General features: G+C 64.0%; 18 protein-coding genes. 2 read left to right on the forward strand and 16 right to left on the reverse strand.

The window, feature by feature from the left end:
- Positions 1-3: 3 nt before the first annotated feature.
- A complete protein-coding gene (locus JT360_RS02655) occupies positions 4-990 on the reverse strand; it encodes an ABC transporter permease (protein ID WP_214469949.1) in 987 nt (328 codons plus the stop codon).
- A 249-nt stretch (positions 991-1,239) separates the two neighbouring features.
- Complete coding sequence (locus JT360_RS02660; protein WP_214469951.1) at positions 1,240-2,694, reverse strand: DHA2 family efflux MFS transporter permease subunit; 1,455 nt, start codon at positions 2,692-2,694, stop codon at positions 1,240-1,242.
- A 122-nt stretch (positions 2,695-2,816) separates the two neighbouring features.
- Between JT360_RS02660 and JT360_RS02665 the strand changes: the two genes are divergently transcribed.
- Both JT360_RS02665 and JT360_RS02670 read left to right on the forward strand, forming a co-directional pair.
- On the forward strand, positions 2,817-3,818 hold the full coding sequence (locus JT360_RS02665; RefSeq protein ID WP_214469953.1) for an ornithine cyclodeaminase family protein: 1,002 nt from the start codon (positions 2,817-2,819) through the stop codon (positions 3,816-3,818).
- On the forward strand, positions 3,815-5,338 hold the full coding sequence (locus JT360_RS02670; protein WP_214469955.1) for an HAL/PAL/TAL family ammonia-lyase: 1,524 nt from the start codon (positions 3,815-3,817) through the stop codon (positions 5,336-5,338). Before JT360_RS02665 ends, JT360_RS02670 begins: the two co-directional genes overlap by 4 nt.
- Here the strand turns inward: JT360_RS02670 and JT360_RS02675 are convergent.
- The 14 genes from JT360_RS02675 to JT360_RS02740 form a co-directional block, all read right to left on the reverse strand.
- On the reverse strand, positions 5,303-6,103 hold the full coding sequence (locus tag JT360_RS02675) for a 3-methyl-2-oxobutanoate hydroxymethyltransferase (RefSeq protein WP_214469956.1): 801 nt from the start codon (positions 6,101-6,103) through the stop codon (positions 5,303-5,305). The genes JT360_RS02670 and JT360_RS02675 overlap by 36 nt on opposite strands.
- A 47-nt stretch (positions 6,104-6,150) precedes the next feature.
- A complete protein-coding gene (locus JT360_RS02680) occupies positions 6,151-6,462 on the reverse strand; it encodes a MocE family 2Fe-2S type ferredoxin (protein ID WP_214469957.1) in 312 nt (103 codons plus the stop codon).
- A gap of 28 nt (positions 6,463-6,490) precedes the next feature.
- On the reverse strand, positions 6,491-7,612 hold the full coding sequence (locus tag JT360_RS02685) for a fatty acid desaturase family protein (protein ID WP_250888574.1): 1,122 nt from the start codon (positions 7,610-7,612) through the stop codon (positions 6,491-6,493).
- Positions 7,613-7,622: 10 nt separating this feature from the next.
- Positions 7,623-8,798, reverse strand: coding sequence for an aldose 1-epimerase family protein (locus JT360_RS02690; protein ID WP_214469958.1), 1,176 nt, complete (start codon positions 8,796-8,798; stop codon positions 7,623-7,625).
- A 10-nt stretch (positions 8,799-8,808) separates the two neighbouring features.
- The gene (locus JT360_RS02695) at positions 8,809-9,591 is read right to left on the reverse strand and encodes an ATP-binding cassette domain-containing protein (RefSeq protein WP_214470109.1); all 783 of its coding nucleotides are present in this window, start codon (positions 9,589-9,591) and stop codon (positions 8,809-8,811) included.
- Complete coding sequence (locus JT360_RS02700; RefSeq protein WP_250888575.1) at positions 9,588-10,568, reverse strand: ABC transporter permease; 981 nt, start codon at positions 10,566-10,568, stop codon at positions 9,588-9,590. The genes JT360_RS02695 and JT360_RS02700 overlap by 4 nt, the downstream gene beginning before the upstream one ends.
- 84 nt (positions 10,569-10,652) lie before the next feature.
- Positions 10,653-11,597 (reverse strand): sugar ABC transporter substrate-binding protein, encoded by a 945-nt coding sequence (locus JT360_RS02705; RefSeq protein WP_214469962.1) that lies wholly within the window; start codon positions 11,595-11,597, stop codon positions 10,653-10,655.
- A 55-nt stretch (positions 11,598-11,652) separates the two neighbouring features.
- The gene (locus JT360_RS02710) at positions 11,653-12,567 is read right to left on the reverse strand and encodes a sugar phosphate isomerase/epimerase family protein (protein WP_214469964.1); all 915 of its coding nucleotides are present in this window, start codon (positions 12,565-12,567) and stop codon (positions 11,653-11,655) included.
- 36 nt (positions 12,568-12,603) lie between these two features.
- On the reverse strand, positions 12,604-13,692 hold the full coding sequence (locus JT360_RS02715) for a Gfo/Idh/MocA family protein (protein ID WP_214469965.1): 1,089 nt from the start codon (positions 13,690-13,692) through the stop codon (positions 12,604-12,606).
- 35 nt (positions 13,693-13,727) lie between these two features.
- The gene (locus tag JT360_RS02720) at positions 13,728-14,804 is read right to left on the reverse strand and encodes an ABC transporter ATP-binding protein (protein WP_214469967.1); all 1,077 of its coding nucleotides are present in this window, start codon (positions 14,802-14,804) and stop codon (positions 13,728-13,730) included.
- A gap of 4 nt (positions 14,805-14,808) precedes the next feature.
- Positions 14,809-15,900, reverse strand: a complete 1,092-nt coding sequence (locus tag JT360_RS02725; RefSeq protein WP_214469969.1) for an ABC transporter ATP-binding protein — start codon at positions 15,898-15,900, stop codon at positions 14,809-14,811.
- Positions 15,897-16,856 (reverse strand): carbohydrate ABC transporter permease, encoded by a 960-nt coding sequence (locus tag JT360_RS02730; protein ID WP_214469971.1) that lies wholly within the window; start codon positions 16,854-16,856, stop codon positions 15,897-15,899. Before JT360_RS02730 ends, JT360_RS02725 begins: the two co-directional genes overlap by 4 nt.
- Entirely contained in the window at positions 16,853-17,713 is an 861-nt protein-coding gene (locus JT360_RS02735; protein WP_023769530.1) for a carbohydrate ABC transporter permease, read from the reverse strand. The genes JT360_RS02730 and JT360_RS02735 overlap by 4 nt, the downstream gene beginning before the upstream one ends.
- An 82-nt stretch (positions 17,714-17,795) precedes the next feature.
- Positions 17,796-19,409, reverse strand: coding sequence for an extracellular solute-binding protein (locus JT360_RS02740; RefSeq protein WP_214469972.1), 1,614 nt, complete (start codon positions 19,407-19,409; stop codon positions 17,796-17,798).
- Positions 19,410-19,451 lie beyond the last annotated feature (42 nt).

Here is a 19,451-nt window from a genome sequence, read left to right on the forward strand (position 1 = left end):
GGTCTAAATGTCACCCTGTTGCGCGGTCTGTTCGTCGCGCGGATTGATAATGCCGTCGACGATGATGGCGCCGAGCAGGATCGCCGCCTTGATGAGGTTCTGGTAGAGCAGCGGGATGTCGATGATGGTCATGGCATTCAAGAGAATGCCGATCAGCGCCGCACCGACCAGCACGTTGCGCACCCCGCCGCGCCCGCCCGACAGGCCGATGCCGCCGATCACCGCCACCAGCACGATGTCGTAAAGGAGTGTCGAATTGACGACGCGGGTGTTGATCGAATGCAGGCTGGCCGCCGTCAGCAGGCCGGCGATCAGCGCCACGAAAGCGGACAGCACGTAGCGCAGCACCAGCATCGGCCGCACAGGAATGCCGATGTTGCGGGCCGCGATCGGATTGTCGCCGGCGAAATAGATGTAGCGGCCCCATTTGGTGTAGCGCAGGAACAGAAAGAACAGGAAGGCGAGGCCCGCAAAGACGAACACCTCGATCGGAATGTCGAGGAAGCGCAGTCCGCCGAGCAGTTCGACCCAGTGGCCCTGCGGCACCGGCACGGCATCCTGCGTGATCAATTGCGAGCGCACATAGCCGAAGACGAAGGAGCCGGTCGCCAGCGTCACGAAGATCGCCGGCACGTCGGCATAGGCGACGAGAAAGCCGTTGAGCAGCCCGATGGCGAGCACGCCGGCCAGCACATAGGCGAAAGCCAACCCGTCCGAGGTGCCGGTGTTGAGCAATTGCAGGTACCAGGCGACCGACATCGCCATGATCGCCACCGCCGACAGGTCGATGCCGCGGCCGATGATGACGACGGCCATGCCGAGCGCCAATATGCCCAGCACCGACACCGAGCGGACGATGGCGACCAGATTGTTGGGGTCGATGAAGCCCGGCAGCCCGATTGCCGCAGCAACGAACAGCACCACGGCGATGGCAAAGACAATGCCTTCCTGATTCAGGCTCCTGAGGTTCCGCCAGCCGATCGCGTTCATGTCTGTTTTGCCCCGATGGCAGCGCTGCCATCCCGAAAGCAAAAGCTAATCGGCTCGGCGCCGGTTCGTCAAATGAATCCGCGTTCAGAACAAGCGTTGGCGTCGATATTCGCCAAGTGGACGCATTGATTGCCGAAGCTGGCGCAATGCCCGGAAACTCCTGCATTTTTGGCAATTGGTTGCGCCATCGCAGCGCTTCGCGAAAGCGCCGCGTCAAGGCGAAAGGATGAGGCGGAATTTATCTCCGCCTCAGGCGAGAAAATCCGATTTCAGTTTTCCCGGTGCGTGGCCGGAAACCTCGGCGCCCGCACCGGGCGGCAGCACGAGAAAGCGCAGTGCGGCGACCAGTCCGATGGCGCCAATCACCAGGAAGGCGATTCGAAAATCGACAAGGTCGAGCGCCGGTCGGTCCCGGGCGATCTGCGACAGATTGAGGATCGCCGCCGCTATCGCGACGCCGAACAGCATTGCCACCTGCTGCAGCATCGAGGACAGCGTCGCCGCCGAGCTGCGCTGCGTCGCATCGATATCGGCGAAAGCCAGAGTGTTCAGTGCCGTGAACTGCATCGAGCGAGACAGGCCGGCGATCAGCATCAGCACAACAACCAACGCCTGCGGCGTCTGCGGCGAGATCGCGCCGCAAGCCATGATCGAGACCGAGGCGATGATGCCGTTGACGACCATCACCGAGCGGAAACCGAAGCGCCGCAGCGTTGGCGTCGTCACCGTCTTCATGCCGAGATTGCCGAGGAAATAGGCCAGGATCATCAAGCCGGCATCGACAGGCGAGAGGCCGAAGCCGACCTGGAACAAAAGCGGCAGCAGGAACGGCGTGGCGTTGATCGCCACCCGGAAAATGGTGCCGGCGGCAAGCGTCGAGATGGCAAAGGTCAGCACCCTGAACGACGACAAATCGAGCAGCGGATGCGGCGCGCGCCTGAGATGCCGTACCGCCAGCCAGCCAATGACGATGCCAGCCGCGATCAAAAGCACCGTCGGCAGCACGCCATCCCTGGGATGAGCGATGCGCTCGAGGCCGTAGAGCAGGCAGGCGAGCCCCAGCGAGGTCAGGAAAAACCCCGGCCAGTCGAGCGGCTTCGGGTCGGCCTCGCGATCGCCGGGAATGAAGCGCGCGACCAGCGCCAGCCCAATGAGCCCAAGCGGTATGTTGATGAAGAAATTCCAGTGCCAGGACAGATAGGTGGTGATGAAGCCGCCAAGCACCGGCCCGACCACGGGCGCGAACAGCGCTGGCCAGGTGATCAGCGCGGTGGCGTTGAGCAGTTCGGACTTCGACGCGTTGCGCAGTACGAGAATGCGGCCGACCGGCGTCATCAGCGCGCTGCCCAGCCCTTGCACGGCGCGAGCGGCGACAAACTCGGTCAGGTTCCTAGAGAAGCCGCAGGCGAGCGAGGCCAGTGTGAACAGCGCGATCGCCACGAGAAAGATGTTGCGCGCGCCGAACCGGTCGGCAAGCCAGCCCGACAGCGGCACGAACACCGCCATGGTCAGCATGTAGACGGTGATGCCGATGCTCATCGCCACCGCCGGCACGCCGAAGGAAGCACCCATCTGCGGCAGCGACGTCGAGATGATCGTCGAATCCAGCAGCTGCATGAAAAAGGCGATGGCGACGATCAGCGCCACGCGCCGCGCATTGGTGGCCGCATCGGGTAAGGCTTCAGTCTCGGGAATGGCAGTCATGACGGTACGGGTTTGAACAGCATTTGGCCGGCTGCGTCCAGACACGGTGCAACAAACTTTCGTGTCGCGCCGCGGCCTGCTATGGGATGGAAGGGGCGACCGAGGAAAGTGCGCGCAGCAGCATGAGACCCATCTATATCGATTACCTCAACGCCCTCGACATCGAAGCGCTTGCCATGACCGATGGCGAAATCATTGCCGCCGTCGAGGCTGGCCTTGTCGCGCAGGGCAAGGGCCAGACGGTGATCGAGCCCCGCGTCCATCTCGAACCGGATCCATCTTTCCATGGCCATTTCAATGTCTTGCGCGGTTATGTGGCGCCGCTCGACACGGCGGGCGTGAAGATCGTCGGCGATTATGTCGACAATTACCTGCACGGTCTGCCTTCGGAATTCGGCATCCTCAATTTGTTCGATCCGCGCACCGGCACGCCGCGCGCCATTCTCGACGCCACGGTCATCACCGACATGCGCACCGGCGCCGTCACCGCCATCGGCGCCAAACATCTGGCAAGGAAGACCTCCAAGGTGCTGGCCCATATCGGCGCGCGCGGCACTGCGTACTGGAACGTGCGCCTGCTCGACCATCTCTTCGACTTCGACGAGATCCGCGTCCATTCGCGCCGCCCCGAAAGCCGCGACGGTTTTGCCGCCAAACTCTCCGCCGACCTCGGCAAGAAGGTCACGGCGGTCGCCGACTGGAAGAGCTGCGTCGAGGGCGCCGACATTGTCGTCGAGGCTTCGCGGCTGCCAGAGCCGCAACCATTGTTGAAGACCGAATGGATCAAGCCCGGTGCACTGGTCGTACCCTATGGCACGATGAGCGCGGTCGAGCTGTCGCTGACCGACATCATGCAGAAAATGGTCGTCGACGATTGGGGCCAGTGCAAGGGCGGCAAGTTCGGCTCGCTGCGCGCCCATGTCGAGGCCGGGCGGCTGAGCGAGACGACACTGCATGCCGAGCTCGGCCAGATCGCCGCCGGCCTCAAGGATGGGCGTGAGAGCGACGACGAAACGATCCTGTTCTGGCACCGCGGCTTGTCGCTGTCCGACATTGCCTTGGGCAAGGCGATGCTGGCCAAGGCAGGGGAAAAAGGCATCGGCCAGAGGCTGCGTTTCGCATGAGCGCGCTGGTCCTCACAGGAGCCGGAGCCGGCGTCTGCGTCGGCGATGTCGCCGCCGTTGCCCGCCAGGCACGCAAGGTGGAAATCGGACCCGATGTCATCGGCAGGCTGGAGAAGGCGCGGAAGGTGCTCGACCAGGCCGCCGCCTCCGGCCAGCACATCTATGGCCTCAACACCGGTCTCGGCGCCAATCTCGGCACATCGGTCGAGGGCGATGCCAGCGCTTTCCAGCGTCAGTTGCTTGAGGGCCGCAGCGGCGCCGTCGGCGAAGCGCTGCCGGTCGAGACCGTGCGTGCAACCATGCTCGCCCGCGCGGCGATGCTGTCCACCGGCGGCTCCGGCCTTTCGCCTGTCGTGTATGTCGCTTTGGTCGACGCGCTCAACGCCGGCGTCCATCCGGTGATGCCGTCGCTCGGCTCGATCGGCGCCGGCGACCTGGTGCTGATGACGGGGCTCGCGCGTCTGCTGATCGGTGAAGGCGAGGCCGACTATCAGGGCCGGCGCATGCCGGCGGCCAAGGCGCTGATGATGGCGCGCCTTGCGCCGGTCAGCCTGGCCCCCAAGGACGGCCTGTCGCTGATCAACGCCTCGGCGGCATCGGCCGGCAGCGGCGCGCTTGCGGTGACGGATGCGCTGTCGGCGCTGGCCCAACAGCAGCAGGCGGGCGCGCTGACCATGGAAGGCATCGGCGCCAACCGCACCATTCTCGATCCGCGCCTGCATATGGCGCGCCCGGCCGCCGGTCAGCAGGAGGCTGCCAAGGCGCTGCACGATCTGCTCGCCCGCGATGAGGCACCGGCACCGACCACTATACAGGACCCACTGTCGATCCGTTGCATGCCGTCGATCCATGGCGCGCTGATCGAGGCGATCGGCCAGGCAAAGCGCGCCGTCGAGATCGAGCTCAACGCCGCCGCTGACAACCCGCTGGTGCTGGGTGAAGACGGCGTGGTGATGTCGACCGGCAATTTCCACACAGCTGGGCTCTCGCTCGCCTTCGAGACGCTCGGCCTGGCGGTCGCGCAATGCGCCGCGGCGAGCGTCGCCCGCTTCATCCAGCTCACCGGTTCGGGCCGCAACGGCTTGCCCAAATATCTGTCGCCCATCGGCGGCGCGTCGGCTGGCTTCGTGCCGCTGCAGAAGACGGCGACATCGATCCTGGCCGCCATCCGCCACAAAGCCAATCCGGTGATGCTCGATTTTCTCCCGGTTTCGGAAGGCGTCGAGGATCACGCGACCCAGTCACCCCTCGCCGTTTCGAAATGCGCCGCCATGATCGCGCTGTGGCGGCGGCTGATCGCTTTCGAATTAATGGCAGCTGCGCAGGCAATAGACCTGCGCGACGGGTTCACGCCGGGGCCACACGCCGCCGCTGTGCATGCTGCGATACGCACGCTCGTCCCTGCCCTTAGGGAAGACCGGCCGCTCGGCATCGACGCCGAAGCCCTCCATGCCGCGCTCGCCGGCGGGCATTGGCAGCCGGGTCTAGCCCCGGCCAACCTTGTCCAGGAACAGGCGTAGCTCGGTCGGATCCATGTGCACGACGTGCCTGTCCTCGGGATAGGCGCCGGTGTTGACGTCGGCGACATATTCGGAGAATGCCGCCACTCGCTCCGCCTGCAGCCGGTCATATTCGGCGGCAAAGTTGCGATAGACCTTGGAATGACGCGGCATGTGGCCCCGGTTCTGGCCAAGAATATCGTCGGCGAACAGATATTGCGCGTCGCAGCCCGTACCCGCGCCCATTGACAGCATGATCAGCGAGGTGCGTTCCGAAATCGCCTTGGCCACCTCGACCGGCACCACTTCGATCTCGGCGCCGATGGCACCGGCCGCCTCCAGTTGCTTCACCGCTTCGAACACCTGGATGGCGGTATCGGCGGTCTTGCCGACCGCCTTGAAGCCGCCGGTCCAGGTCGCGCGGGAGGGAATGAGGCCGACATGGCCGATGACGGGAATGGCGTCGTCCGCCATCCGCTTGATCGTGGCGTAGCCGGCGCTGCAATAGACCGCGTCGGCGCTTGCCTTGTAGAGCCGGAAGGCCCAGCGGACGAAATCATCCGCCGTGCCGACCTCGAAGAAATTCTCGCCCGGCATGGTGAACAGACTGGGTGCTGCATCGCGGTATTGCGGGTTGAGCACCAGTTCGGGCGGCACCGAGACGATGTCGACCCCTGCCCGTTCGGCGGCCTCCGCCTCGTCCAGGGTCAGCACGCGCAGCATGGTCAGCTGCCGCTTGCCCTTCATCGCACGCAGATCGGCGACGGTCGGTCTCTTTCGGCTCATTAAAACGTCCCTCTGTTGCTTGCTTGCCGCGGATCGCTTGCCGCGCCTCAGATCTGGATCATCACCTTACCGGCCTCGACCTTCACCGGATAGGTCGCGAGATTGACGCAGACCGGCGCGCCCTTGGCCTGGCCGGTCTTGTAATTGAAGCGGCCATTGTGCTTGGGGCATTCGATGATGTCGTCCATCACCAGCCCATCGGCCAGATGCGCCTTCTCGTGCGTGCAATAGCCGTCGGTGGCGAAGAACTCGTCATCCGGCGAGCGGTAGACCGCAAAGGTGCGGCCGCCATGATCGAAGCGGATGACATCCTCTTCTTCGATGTCGTCCACCGCGCATGCTTCAACCCAGTCGGCCATCTCGGTCTCCTTAGGACATTCGCGATCGCTATTCGGCCGCCGCCGACATATCGACCTCATGGAACTCGCCGCGATAGGGCCTGGCCGTCGGCGGCAATTCGCGCTTGAGGTAATAGTCCTCGTATTTCAGCTGCCTGAGCAGGACCGGCCAGACCTCGCGATAGGCATGCCACATCGACGGGTTCGGTTCGGGCAGGTCGTGCTTGATCAGTTCGTGCAGCCTGGGCAGCGCGTGATAAGGCACCATCGGGAACATGTGGTGCTCCACATGGTAGTTCATGTTCCAATAGATGAACCGGCTGATCGGGTTCATGTAGACCGTGCGGCTGTTGAGCCGGTGGTCGACGACATTGTCGGCAAGGCCGATATGCTGCAGCAGGCCGGTCGTCACCATGTGCCAGGTGCCGTAGAGACGCGGCAGGCCGATCAGCACCAGCGGAAGCCATGATTTCAGTGCGATCGCAAGAGCGATCGTCGCGACATAGATGGCGACATGCCAGCGGGCGGCAACCACGGCCTTGTGCTGCTCCATCTCGGGGACATAGCTCTTTTCTTCGTCCGATAGCGTGCCAAAGGCCTGACGCACCAACGTCGGCAGCGAATAGCGGAAGTCGAGAATGCCAGTGAAGGCGAGCGCCGCCTTCAACAGGTCCGGCGGACGCATGACGGCGATCTCGGCGTCGCGGCCGACGATGATGGTGTCGGTGTGGTGGCGGGCATGGCTCCAGCGCCATTGCACGGGATTGCGCATCAGCATGAAGGAGGCGATGTGGTAGACGACGTCGTTCATCCAGCGCGTGCGGAAGGCCGTGCCGTGGCCGCATTCATGCCAGCGTGAGTCGCTCGACGAACCGTAGAGCACGCCATAGACGAACAGGAACGGCACCACCCACCACGAGCCCCAGAACCAGACGATGCCGGCGGCCGAGCCCAGAATGGCTGATATCCAGATCACCGTGTCGCGGATCGCCGGACCGTCCAAGCGCTGCATCAACTCCTTCATCGCCTTGCGCGGCACGTCGGTGTGGTACCACTCGGCCGAGGCCAGGCCGGTCTCGATCGCGAGCCGGGTGCTTTCGCCGACCAGGCTGTAGTCGCGTTTTTTGCCCATCACGCCGACCTCCGGTTTCCGGCCCGCCAGCCGGAGCATTCATCTCTCATCATGCCCCCAATCTCGGAAAATTGCCTGATGGCCGCGGAAAATCCTGCTGCGGCTGCGCGACGATCGCGGCGATCCTCTCTTGCGCCGCGGCAATCTCACCGGCGCCATCGAGGACCCGAAACACCGCATCGTAGACCCGGCTTTCCCCATGCTCCAGCCAGATCATCTCGCCGCGTTCCCGCGCGGCGAGATCGCCGAGCACGTGATGGGTCGAGGGCTCGATGCCCAGCGCATACTGCCCGGCCTGGAAATTCTGCCATTGATAGGCGCAAGGCAGTTGGTCCTTGCGCGTCACCATTTCGAAACCGAGACCGAGCCGGTCGTTGACCACCGCCACCGGCACTTCGCCGTTTCCGTCAGCGTCCATTTCGTGCTGCCAGACCTGCTCGCTGAACCCCATTTGCGGTTCCGGCACGGTGCGGTAGCCGACCTCTTGCGCCTCGTAGCGCTCGCCGGCATGGCCGGCCCACACCACGTCGCGGATCGGCGCCAGATAGCGCGAACCCCCATCGAGCAGGGGATGGCTGACATTGACGTGGTAGAAATACATGTGCGGCGTGCGGTTGAAGCCGTGATTGACGACACGGTCGGAGAGCCGGATCTCGTTGCCGCCGACATCGGCCTCGATGCGCCGGATGAGATGCAAATCCTCGCCGAACACCGTCGATTGCTGAACGACGCCTTCGGCCCACAACACGCAGCGGTCGCCATCCCACGCCTCGCCGTAACCGGTCAGCCGCGCCGGGATCGTGCCGATGCGGCCATGCAGCGAATGGATCACGGTCTTCTTGCCGGGGTAATTGTAGCTCTCTGCCGGCACCTCTTCCCGGCCCAATATGTGGTCGAGGCCGCAAGTGACAAGCAGGCCGGAAAAGGAACGCGCCCAGGCCAGCCCGCTCTCCCCTTCATAGTCGTGAAGACCAGGGTTGCGAAAACCGCTCGGCGAATGCCAGCCGATCGCCTGGCCCTTGAAGTCGCAATCGGCGATGTCGAGCGCCCGGTCGACCAGCGCGGTGAAACGCAGGCCCGAGCCGGTGCGGAACTCCAGCATTCGGATGCCGCGCTCCACCCCGTCGCCGAGCGTCATCAGCCGCACGCCTGCGAACTGCGACAGCATGCCGGACCGCTCGGCGACTTGCCTTCGCGACAGCGTCTTGCCGTAGAGCTCTACCATGCGACGTCCTTCACTTTGCCCTCGCCTCCTTGAGCAAGGCCGACATGTCGGCGCCGGTGATGATGCTTTCCACGGTCAAAAGGTCGGTGTCGGCGACCGTCTGTTCGGCGACGATCTCGCCGCGCCGCATGACGACGATGCGGTCGGCGACCTGGAACACATGGTGGATATTGTGGGTGATGAGCAGCACCGAATGGCCGGCATCGCGCACCTCCTTGACGAAGCGCAGCACACCATGAGTCTCCTCGACGCCGAGATTGTTGGTCGGCTCGTCCAGGATGATCACCTTGGCGGCGAACTGCATGGCGCGTGAGATGGCGATCGATTGCCGTTCGCCGCCCGACAGCGTCGAGACCAGCGCATCGGCGTCGAGCTTCTTCGAGATACCGACACGCTTGAGCAGTTCGGAAGCGGCCTTGCGCAACTTCGCAAGATCGAGCGGCGCGAACACGCCGAGCCACCCGAAACTGACCGGCTCGCGGCCGAGGAAAAGATTGCGCGCGATACTGAGATCCGGCGCCAGCGAGGTGTCCTGGTGGATGGTCTCGATGCCGAGGTCCATCGCATCGCGGGTCGAGCGGATCGAAACCTTTTCGCCGCGCACGAAGATGTCGCCGCGGTCGACCGGGAACACGCCCGAGATCGCCTTGATCAGCGTCGATTTGCCGGCGCCATTGTCGCCGAGCAGCGCCACCACCTCGCCCTCCCTCAGCGTCAGCGAGGCATTCTTCAGCGCGCGTACGCTGCCGAAGGATTTTTGCAGATTCTGCAGCCGAAGCACTTCCATCGTCAGCTCCTTGCGGCGTTCTTCTGCAGCAGAGCGTGCAGGATGAGCATGGCGAGGATGATGAGGCCGACGAAAATGTTGTAGGCGAGCCCCGGTACGCCGACCAGCACGATGCCGTTGCGGATGGCGCGCAGCATCAGCGCGCCGACGATGGTGCCCAGGATAGTGCCACGCCCGCCGGTCAGGGCCGTGCCGCCGACCACCACCATGGCGATCACTTCCAATTCATAGCCGGTGCCGGCCACCGGCGAGGCGGCCGAGATGCGGAAGGCGCTGATCATGCCGGCAAGACCGGCCAGCACCGAGGTCGCGATGAACAGCCAGATCTTGACGGCGTCCGCGGGCACGCCGCGCGCCACCGCCGCGTTGCGGTTGGACCCGATGGCGCTGATCCAGTTGCCGAGCTTGGCGTAACGCAGGATGTAGATGGCAAACAGCGACAGGCCGATGAACCACCACAGCGAGGTGTAGAAGCGGAACGAGCCGATGTTGAAGCTGCCGGCAAGCAGCGTCACGAAGAAGCCGGGCTGGTCCCACGATTTCAGCGGAAAGCCCTGCGTGATGTAAAGCGCTGCGCCGCGCACGACGAGCAGCATCGACAGCGTCACGAGGAAGGACGAGATGCCGATCTTGGTGACGATCAGCCCGTTGATCGCGCCGATCGCGATGCAGAGCACAAGCCCGGCCATAAGGGCGACGCCGATATCCACGCCGCCATTCTGCACCAGGAGCATCACCACCACCGGCGCCAGCCCGAACACGGCGCCGACTGACAGGTCGAACTCGCCCGCCGTCAAGAGCAGCGTCATGCCGAGAGCGATGATGCCGAGCTCGGGCAGGAACGCCATCATGTTGGAGATGTTGAGCGGCGACAGGAAATTGGCGTCGGCGACCGCGAACACCGCCAGCAATACGACGAGGATGATGAAGGAGGAGAATTGCGGCGAGCGTATCAAACTCGATCTGCGTTTCCCGACAGGCATTTCGTCTTCCGCGGCGATCGTCAAGACTGTTTGAACCATGCTTGAAATGGCGCCCGCTGCACTAGGCGGCGGGCGCTGCCTTTCTCATTTCTTGTCGTAGAGCTTCAGGATCGGGTCGACGCTTGAGGCGTCGTAGAGACCGAAAGTGTGGATGTCGTAGCCGATCGGTTCGCCCGAGGCGGCGAGCCCGAGCAGCGCCACCGGCATGAAGCCCTGCGCAGACGGGTATTGCCAGGCGGCTGCATTGACGAAGCCGTCCTTGACCCCCTGCGCCGTCTCCTTGGAGTTGCCCCAGCCGACGACCGGGATCTTGCCGGCCGCGATGCCGGCGCCGTCGAAGACCCGCTTGACGCTGGCCGCCACGGAATCGCCGAGCGCGATGATCGCCGGCGGATTGTTGGCGACCATGTAATCGGTCATCTTGGCGATGATGCCGGCCGGATCGGTGCCGCAATCGACCACGTCATATTTGATGCCGAGCGGGTCGAACACGCTGGCGATGCCTTCGGTTTCCAGTTGCTGATAGCTGGCGCCGGGAACCTCGACTGGCAGGAACACCTTGTCGCCCTGCTTCACCATCTTGTGGTCGACGAGATATTTGGCCCAGACCGCGCCGGCCTCCTTGAGGTCGGCCCCGACATAGGCCTGGCGTCCCGTCGCCGGATCATCGGTGTTGAAGAACACGATCGGGATGCCGGCCGCCTTGGCGGCCTTCACCTCCTCGGTCCACAGGCCGGGCTGCGCCGATGTGGTGGCGATGCCATCGGGCTTGGCGGCAAGGGCCGAGTTGAAGGCCTCCTTCTGTGCCGCCATGTCGCCGCCGCTGAAGGAGATCTTGCAGGTCACCTTGAGCTGGTCGCAAGCCTTGGTCGCGCCGGCGTTCCAGTCGATCCAGAACGCATCCGACGGGCCACCATGCGACAAGAGATAGAAGGTCTTCTGGCCATCCTGCGCCTGCGCGGTCGTACCGAAGGCGACGCCGGCGAGCACTGTCGCGGCGGCCGCCAATTTCCCAGCGAATTTCAACATTCTTTCCTCCCTTGTTTGGAGCCGCGCCGCCATGCAGCGGCGGCGTGGCCGGCCATCACAGGCCGTTGGCGCGGAACTTCCCGTCGAGGAACTTCTTGGCGCGCGGCACGTCATCTTCCGACAAATGCTCGATGATGACCGGAATGTTCGGATGCTTTTCCGCCAGCCGCTGCAGATAGAGATCGTAGTTGAGCGAGCCGAGACCGGGCGCCGGCAGTTCGATTTCGCCGACGCCGCGGAAAGTGTGGCTTTCCATCGCGTCCTCATCACCGATATCGGCATGCTTCTCCGACTTGTCGCTGCCCGAGCGCTTGACGTCCTTGGCGTGGGCGATCTTGATTTTGTCGGTCAGCGTGTCGAACACCTGGTTCAGGATCTGATCCATACGGTCGATGTTGTGCGTCTCGAAATAGTTGGTCGGGTCCATCAAAAGGCCAAGGCCGGGATGGTCGACCTGCGCGAACATCCTCACCGTCTCCTCGACCGAGCCGACGACGTTGTTGACATAGGTTTCAAGCAGGAAGACCGCGCCGTGGTCATAGGCTGTCTGCGCGAGGTCGGCGATGACCTTGCGGCATTCCTCAAAACCTTCCTCGGTCTTGTTCTTGGGGTGGTGCACCCAGTCGGATTCGGTGTTGTAGGTGCCGGTTTCCGAGATCACGTAAGGCGAGCCGAAATGGCGGGCGTTGCGGATGATCTCCTTGAGATAGCCGACGCGCTTGTCGCGCTCGGCCTTGTCGGGATGGATGATGTTGGTGTAGCCCGACACGCAGCAGACCGGCAGGTTGTGGTCGCGGAAGACGTCGCGCACCGTCTTCGCCTTGTCCTTGGTGATCTGGCCGGACGACAGGTCGACATCCCTGAAGTGCAGGTCGAGCTGCACCGTGTTGAAACCAAGCCCGCGGATCTTCTTCGCCGTCTCTTCGAGACCGTACGGGAAATAGCCCGTGAAAATACCAGCCTGCATCATGATCTTGAATTCCTCCCTGTAAGCGATTCAGTTGATTCAGTTTGTCGCGATTTCGGAAAGCTTGACCGTGCGGCCCTCGTCGATCGAGCGGTAGCCCGCCTCGACCAGCGCCATGGTCTTGACGTTGTCGGCGACCGACAGCGCCGGCGGCGTGCCTGTCTTCACCGCGTGCTGCAGCTGTTCCATGACGCCGATGAAGGCATGCGGGAACCACATCGTGTTCCAGCTCGGGCTGACCCACTCGCCGCCAGTGGTCTCGGTCGAGGCGTAGGTCAGCGTCGAGGCGGCGCCTGTCGGCCAGCCGATCGTGCCCTTGGCGACGCCCTTAGTGCCGTCGACGCGCCAGTTGATATGCTGGTCGTCCTTGTAGCCGTCCTGCCGCGGACCGGACCAGACATCCTCCAGCGACACGGCAAGCACGCCGGACGGGAAGCGCAGCGTCGAGACGGTGATGCCGTCGGAATGGTCGAATTTCGTGCGTGGATCCTTGCGCGTCAGCGTGGTGATTTCATCGGGATCGCCGAACAGGAAGCGCAGCACGTCGAGATGATGCACGCTCATATTGGCGAGCGTCAGCCGGTCGTAATCCTCGAGGAAGGTCTGCCAGTGCGGGATGGCGTGCATGTCGATCTGCGCGAAGACGATGTCGCCCAGCGCGCCGCTGTCGATGATCTGCTTCAGCACACGCATCGACTGGTCGTAGCGCATGTTCTGGTTGACCGAGAGGATCTTGCCGGTCTTCGCCGCCTCGTCGCGCAGCTTGACGGCTTCCTCGACAGACAGGGCCAGCGGCTTCTGCGCCAGGATCGCCTTGATGTGCTTCTGCTTCAGCGCATGGCGGATCAGCGCTGGCTGCTGGTCCGGCGGGAAGGCCAAGTCGATGATCTCGACATCAGTGTCCTCGATCAGCTGTTCCGGCGTGTCGTGGACTGTCGGGATGCCCCAGCGTTTCGCCACCTTCTCGGCGCTTGCCTTGGTGCGCGAAGCGATCGCCACCACCGGAAACCCGGCCTCCTTGTAGGCAGCCAGATGGCACTCGGCCATGATCATGCCGGCGCCGACGCAGCCGATCCTGTATTCTTTCGTGCGGACCTTCACGTCCGGCTCGAAATCCTTGCCTGCCATGTCTTCCTCCCGAAATTCCCTCTTCGCGGCGGCAATCATCTCACCAATGCGCCTCCACCTTGCCCGAAATAATGCACGCGGGCCGGCTCGCAGGATATCACCACCATCGCATCGGGCCTGATGTCAGGCTGGCCGCGCAACAGCGCCTTCAGCCGCGCCTGCCCAGCGGCGAGCGTCACCACGGTATAGCCGCCCAGCGGCTCGACCTCGAACACCCGCGCCGGACGGCCCGGAGCCCCATCACCTTTTACCTCGTTGGGCCACGGTCTGACCTTGATGTCCTCCGGCCTCAGCCCGATCTCGACGGCGTCGGCCGGAGCCGCGCGATCAGCGATGCTGAGCGTGCCTTCGGCGGCCTCGACGCCGCTCTCGCCGCGAACGGCTTTGAGGATGTTCATGACAGGCGAACCGAGCAGCCGCGCCACATAGGTGCTCGCCGGGCGATCATAGATCTCGGCCGGCGCGCCGATCTGCCTGATCCTGCCATTGTCCAGGATCGCGATGCGGTCGGCGATCGACATCGCCTCTTCCTGGTCGTGGGTGACATAGATCAGTGTTTTGCCGAGCTCGCGCTGGATGCGCTTCAGCTCGACACGCGTCTCCTCGCGCAGCCTGGCGTCGAGCGCCGAGATCGGGTCATCCATCAGATAGGCATTGGGGTCGCGCACCAGCGCGCGCGCAATCGCCACGCGCTGCCGCTCGCCGCCCGAAAGCTGCGCCGGCGGCTTGTGCAGGATATGCCCGATATGCAGCTTGGCCGCGACGTCGGCAGCGCGCCTTTCGATCTCGGCCTCGGCGACTTTGCGTTCCACAAGCGGGAAGCGGACATTGTCGCCCGCGCTCATATGCGGGAACAGCGCCAGGTTCTGGAACACCATCGCGACGTTGCGTTCGGCCGGCGACACCGTGTTGACCGGTCTGCCGCCGATCAGGATTTCTCCGGCGTCCGGGCTCTCCAGCCCGAGCACCAGGCGCAGGATTGTCGACTTGCCCGACAGCGGCGGCCCGAAGAAGCAGAAGAACTCGTTATCGTTGACCGTGAACGAGGCGTCGTCGACAGCAAGCGTTGTTCCGTAGCTTTTCGTGACATTGCGGAAAACGATATCGGCCATGGTTTCAGCCCACCCTCACGGCAAGTCCGCTGGCGGCGTCGAAGACGCGCACCGATGAAGACAGCGGCGCGACGACAGCTGTCTGCCCGATTGACAGCCCGACATCATTGTCGAACACCGCCTTCACGGCGCCCTCGCCCTGGCCGAGATGAACGATGGTGCGCGCGCCGATCCGCTCGACGAAGGTGACAGGCATGGCGAGCCCGCGCCCATCCTGCGCCAACGCCACCTGCTCCGGCCGGAAGCCGTAGAGCACGTCACCACGTGCACCACGCAAGGTGGCCGCCAACTCATCCGGCAATGGCGGCGTGATGCCCAGCGGCCCGAGATCGACGACCAGGCCGCGATCACTCTCCGCCGGCCGGCCTCTGAGCAGGTTCATGCCCGGCGCGCCGATGAAGCGGGCGACGAAGACATTGGCCGGATTGTTGTAGACCTCGAGCGGCGTGCCGACCTGCTGCAGCACGCCACGGTCCATCACGGCGATACGGTCGGCCATGGTCATCGCTTCGAGCTGATCATGCGTTACATAGACCATGGTCTGCCTGAACTGGCGCTGCAGTTGCTTGAGCTCGGTGCGCATGACCGCCCGGAAGGCCGCATCGACATTGGACAGTGGCTCGTCCAGCAAGAAGATCGCCGGCTCCATGATCGCCGAGCGGCCGATCGCCACGCGCTGCAAGATATTGACCGATAGCCGATCGGCGTTACGCTCCAGCAGCGGCGTCAGCTGCAGCAACTCGGCTATGGCGCCGACACGCCGGTCGATCTCGGCTTTCGCCGCACCGCGCATCCTCGGCCCATAGGCCAAGTTCTGGCGCACCGTCATATGGGTGAAGATGGCGTAGTTCTGGAACACGAAGCCGACGCCGCGCCGACCCATCGGCACGCCGGCCATGTCGCGCTCGCCAAACAGGATCTTGCCGCTGGTCGGCTCCTCCATGCCGGCGATCATGTTCATCGTCGTCGACTTGCCGCAGCCCGAGGGCCCGAGCAGCGCCATGAACTCGCCGTCCGCGATTTCGAGGTCCATGGTCTTCAGCGCGGTGAAGTCGCCGAATGTCTTGGTGAGGTTGCGCAGCTGGATCGCGCTCATGCCGCCACCTGCCTTGCCCGCGCCATGCGCTTCATGGCGAACACCGCGACGATCGAGAGCACGATCAGGATGGCGAGCGCGATCGCCGCCACATAGCCCCAGATCAGGTCCTGCGTGGTGACCTTGTAGATGTAGACCGAGATCGTTTCCGTGGCGACGCCGGGTCCGCCGCCGGTCATGATGTAGAGCGTGTCGAAGATCTTGAAGTTCTCGATCACGCGGATCGCCAGCGCGATGATGATGATCGTCTTCATCTTCGGCAGCACGATGGTGACGAAACGCTGCCACGGATTGGCACCTAAAAGTGTCGCCGCCTTGATCTGGTCCTCCGGTACCCCGACCAGCCCGGCAAGCAGGATGAGGAACATCAGCGGCGTCCATTGCCAGATATCGGCGATCATCACCGCGATCAGCGCCAGCGCCGGGTCCGACAGCCAGGCGATGGTGACGCGTGTACCCGTGACGGTGGACAGGATGTCGTTCACCGGGCCGCCGGACTGGAACAGCATGAAGAACATGTAGCCGGCCACCGCGGGCACCACCATCATCGGCATCAGCAGGATCGAATAGAAGATGCGCTTGCCCGGAAAATCGTCGGCGAACAGCGTCGCCAGCGCCAGCCCGAGCAGGAACTCGGCTGGCACGCAGACGATCATGACGATGGCCGTGCGCTTAAGCGCGCTCCAGAAGCGCGCATCGGCGGCAAGGTCGGTGTAGTTGGCGAAGCTGTTCCACATCTCCCACGCATTCCACCAGCCGATGCCCGAGAGCGGCGACCAGTCGGTGACGCTGATGTAGAGCTGCATCAAGAGCGGAAAGGCTGAGATGAACAGCACCAGGATCTGCGCCGGCAAGGTCAGCCGGAAGCCCAGCCGCGCCCCCTCGTCTCGAGGAGCCGGCTTCGCGCGCGCGGCGCCCATTTCGTCCTCCGAAACAGCCACGGTCACCGCGCTCATTGCTTGAGCGCCCCAAAGGTCAGCCCGCGCACCAAATGGCGCTGGATGGCAATGCCCATGATGACGGGCGGCACGGCGGCGATGAGTCCAAGCGCTGCCTTGGCGCCATAGAGCTGACCGGTCATCGAGGACGACAGCGAGGCCATGTAGACAGGGATGGTCACCCATTCGCGCGTCGTCAGAAGCAGCGCGATCAGATAGTCCGACCAGTTGAGGATGAAGACGAACAGCGCCGCACTCGCCAGCGGCGCACGCATCATCGGCAGCGTGATGCGGGTGAAGACACGCAGCCGCGAACAGCCCTCGACCAGCGCTGCCTCCTCGATCTCACGCGGCATGTCGTCGAAGAAGGTCTTCATCAGCCAGAAGGCGAACGGCAAGGTGACGATGCCGTAGATCAGCGCCAGGCCCCACCAGCTGTCGGTGAAATTCAGGAACGCCCACATGATCATCACCGGGATCATCACCGCCATCGGCGGAAACAGCCTGAGCTGGATCAGCGCCAGCGGCAGGTTCTGGCCCGAGCCGAAGCGCGACAGCCCGTAGGCGGCCGCCGTGCCCGCCGACATGGCGATCGCGGTGCCGAACACCGCCGACAGCAGCGACGACAGGATCGGCTTCAGCGCGGTGCGGTCGAGCGCCACGATCAGGCTGTTGGTGGACTCGCCGAAGACGAACCGGAAATTGCTGAGCGTCGGGTTCTTCGGCCACCATGTCAGGTCGGCGCCCGTCGCCGACCATTCGGCGATCGGTTTGAAGGCCATCGATACCATCCACAGGATCGGCACCAGCGTCACCGCCATCGCCGCGAGGATCGCGGCATAGCGGAATATCTCGAAGGGGACGGAACGCTTCATCTGGCTGCTTTTGCTGGTGGCGTTGACTGCGGAGGGGAAGAGCTTTCGCCCCTCCCCTCCGGCTCTGATCCAGGGAGACGGATCAGCTGATCGGATCGAGAACGGTCGGCCAGGCCTCCTTGTTGGTCCTGATGGCTTCGAGCAGTTTGTCCTCGCCGATGCGCCGGGCGATCTTCTTCCACTCGGCCTCGGTGTCGGCCATCGCCTGCTCAGGCGTTTTGGCCTTGGTCAGCGAGGCCATGAGATTTTCGTCCAGCGCGTTATGGAAGGCGGTGGCGCCGGGATAGTTGATGGTCGGCACCGTGCGGGCGACCGTCTCGCGCACCACGTCCATGTGGTAGGCGTGATAGGTCTGGCGCACCAGCGGATCGGAGAAATCCGAAAGCCGGAACGGATCGAGATAGCCGCCGGGGTTGGCGCTCATCCAGGCGTAGATGCGGGCCGAACCCAGCCATTGCAGCAGGAGATAGGCGGCCTCCTGGTTTTTCGACTGCGACGAGACCATGCCGGTCAGCGAGAACCACAGCACCGAGCGGCTGATCAGCTTGCCGTCGATCTCGCGGCCGGGCGGCAGCATCGAGCCGATCTTGCCGGTGACAGCCGAATCCTTGTTGCCGGCATTGTCGAGGAATTTTGGCAGGTTGGAGAAGGCGCAGGTCATCGCCGTGCCGCCCTTGGCGAAATTACCGTACTGCTCCGGCCAGCCCCACGAGATCGCGTCCGGCGAGTGATGAGCGAGCGAAGCGACATATTCGTTGGTGGCGGCGATACCGTGCTCGGAATTGATCAGCGGCTTGCCGTCGTCACCGAACAGGAACTGGTTGGGCGAGGCCATCGAGACATAGCGCTGGTACCAGTTGGTGTAGCCCCAGCCCTGGTTGCGCAGGTCGGTCGAGCCGAACAGGCCCTTGTCCGGGCGCTGGAAGAAGGCGGCGATGTCGCCGTGCTGCTTCCAGGTCTTCGGCGGCGCCAGATCGTAGCCGTATTTGTCCTTGAAGGCCTTCTTTTCGGCTTCGTCGCCGAACAGGTCGCTGCGGTAGACCCAGGTCTGGAAGTCGCCGTCGAGCGACACGCCATAGTTGGAGCCGCGATATTTGTTGAGCAGCGACACGCCCTTGGCGCCGTCGACATAGCCGGTCTTGGGATCGTCCCATTCGGGCTTGTACTGGGCGACGAAATCGTCGAGCTTGGCGATGCCGCCGGTTTCGGCGAGGTCGCCGAGGCGGTTCCATTCGGTGGAGTAGATGTCATAGGCCCCACCCTTGGTGGAGATATCCTGCATCGTCTTGGTGAATTCCTGGCCGTTCGGCAGGCCGACGATTTCGATCGGAATGCCGGTCTCTTTCTCCCACAGTTCCTTGATCGACGGCGCGCCGGCCGGGAAAGGCTGCGTGAGCTGGCCGATAGAGCCATCCGACAGGCCGAGCACGATTTTGGCCGGCGCCTTGCCGGCGCCCTTCAGCGCCTTGGCCGCCTCGATGGCGCGGCCTTCGGGCGTGTCGGCTCCATATTGATAACGCTCGGCGCCCTCGAAGCCGGTCGGGCCGCCGATCATGCCCGGCGCCAAGGCGTCGGCGGCGTAGGCGCGGCCAGGACGAATGAATTGGGGTGCGATACCTGCCGCGGCTACGAATACCGCCGCCTTTCCTCCGGACGCCAGCAATCGGCGCCGCGACATGCGGATCAGATCAGACATTGGAATTCCTCCCTCAGGGCCAATGTTTCCTCCACGAGCCCA

The sequence above is a fragment of the Mesorhizobium sp. dw_380 genome (assembly GCF_018588885.1).
GTDB lineage: Bacteria > Pseudomonadota > Alphaproteobacteria > Rhizobiales > Rhizobiaceae > Mesorhizobium.

What these genes read in the sequence shown, in the direction of transcription:
- JT360_RS02680 (WP_214469957.1), bottom strand. Translation starts at nt 6,462, where the DNA reads ATGGCCGACTGGGTTGAAGCATGCGCGGTGGACGACATCGAAGAAGAG.
- JT360_RS02675 (WP_214469956.1), bottom strand. Translation starts at nt 6,103, where the DNA reads ATGAGCCGAAAGAGACCGACCGTCGCCGATCTGCGTGCGATGAAGGGC.
- JT360_RS02710 (WP_214469964.1), bottom strand. Translation starts at nt 12,567, where the DNA reads ATGATGCAGGCTGGTATTTTCACGGGCTATTTCCCGTACGGTCTCGAA.
- JT360_RS02685 (WP_250888574.1), bottom strand. Translation starts at nt 7,612, where the DNA reads ATGCTCCGGCTGGCGGGCCGGAAACCGGAGGTCGGCGTGATGGGCAAA.
- JT360_RS02740 (WP_214469972.1), bottom strand. Translation starts at nt 19,409, where the DNA reads ATGTCTGATCTGATCCGCATGTCGCGGCGCCGATTGCTGGCGTCCGGA.
- JT360_RS02700 (WP_250888575.1), bottom strand. Translation starts at nt 10,568, where the DNA reads ATGCCTGTCGGGAAACGCAGATCGAGTTTGATACGCTCGCCGCAATTC.
- JT360_RS02715 (WP_214469965.1), bottom strand. Translation starts at nt 13,692, where the DNA reads ATGGCAGGCAAGGATTTCGAGCCGGACGTGAAGGTCCGCACGAAAGAA.
- JT360_RS02660 (WP_214469951.1), bottom strand. Translation starts at nt 2,694, where the DNA reads ATGACTGCCATTCCCGAGACTGAAGCCTTACCCGATGCGGCCACCAAT.
- JT360_RS02655 (WP_214469949.1), bottom strand. Translation starts at nt 990, where the DNA reads ATGAACGCGATCGGCTGGCGGAACCTCAGGAGCCTGAATCAGGAAGGC.
- JT360_RS02705 (WP_214469962.1), bottom strand. Translation starts at nt 11,597, where the DNA reads ATGTTGAAATTCGCTGGGAAATTGGCGGCCGCCGCGACAGTGCTCGCC.
- JT360_RS02735 (WP_023769530.1), bottom strand. Translation starts at nt 17,713, where the DNA reads ATGAAGCGTTCCGTCCCCTTCGAGATATTCCGCTATGCCGCGATCCTC.
- JT360_RS02665 (WP_214469953.1), top strand. Translation starts at nt 2,817, where the DNA reads ATGAGACCCATCTATATCGATTACCTCAACGCCCTCGACATCGAAGCG.
- JT360_RS02720 (WP_214469967.1), bottom strand. Translation starts at nt 14,804, where the DNA reads ATGGCCGATATCGTTTTCCGCAATGTCACGAAAAGCTACGGAACAACG.
- JT360_RS02725 (WP_214469969.1), bottom strand. Translation starts at nt 15,900, where the DNA reads ATGAGCGCGATCCAGCTGCGCAACCTCACCAAGACATTCGGCGACTTC.
- JT360_RS02670 (WP_214469955.1), top strand. Translation starts at nt 3,815, where the DNA reads ATGAGCGCGCTGGTCCTCACAGGAGCCGGAGCCGGCGTCTGCGTCGGC.
- JT360_RS02690 (WP_214469958.1), bottom strand. Translation starts at nt 8,798, where the DNA reads ATGGTAGAGCTCTACGGCAAGACGCTGTCGCGAAGGCAAGTCGCCGAG.
- JT360_RS02730 (WP_214469971.1), bottom strand. Translation starts at nt 16,856, where the DNA reads ATGAGCGCGGTGACCGTGGCTGTTTCGGAGGACGAAATGGGCGCCGCG.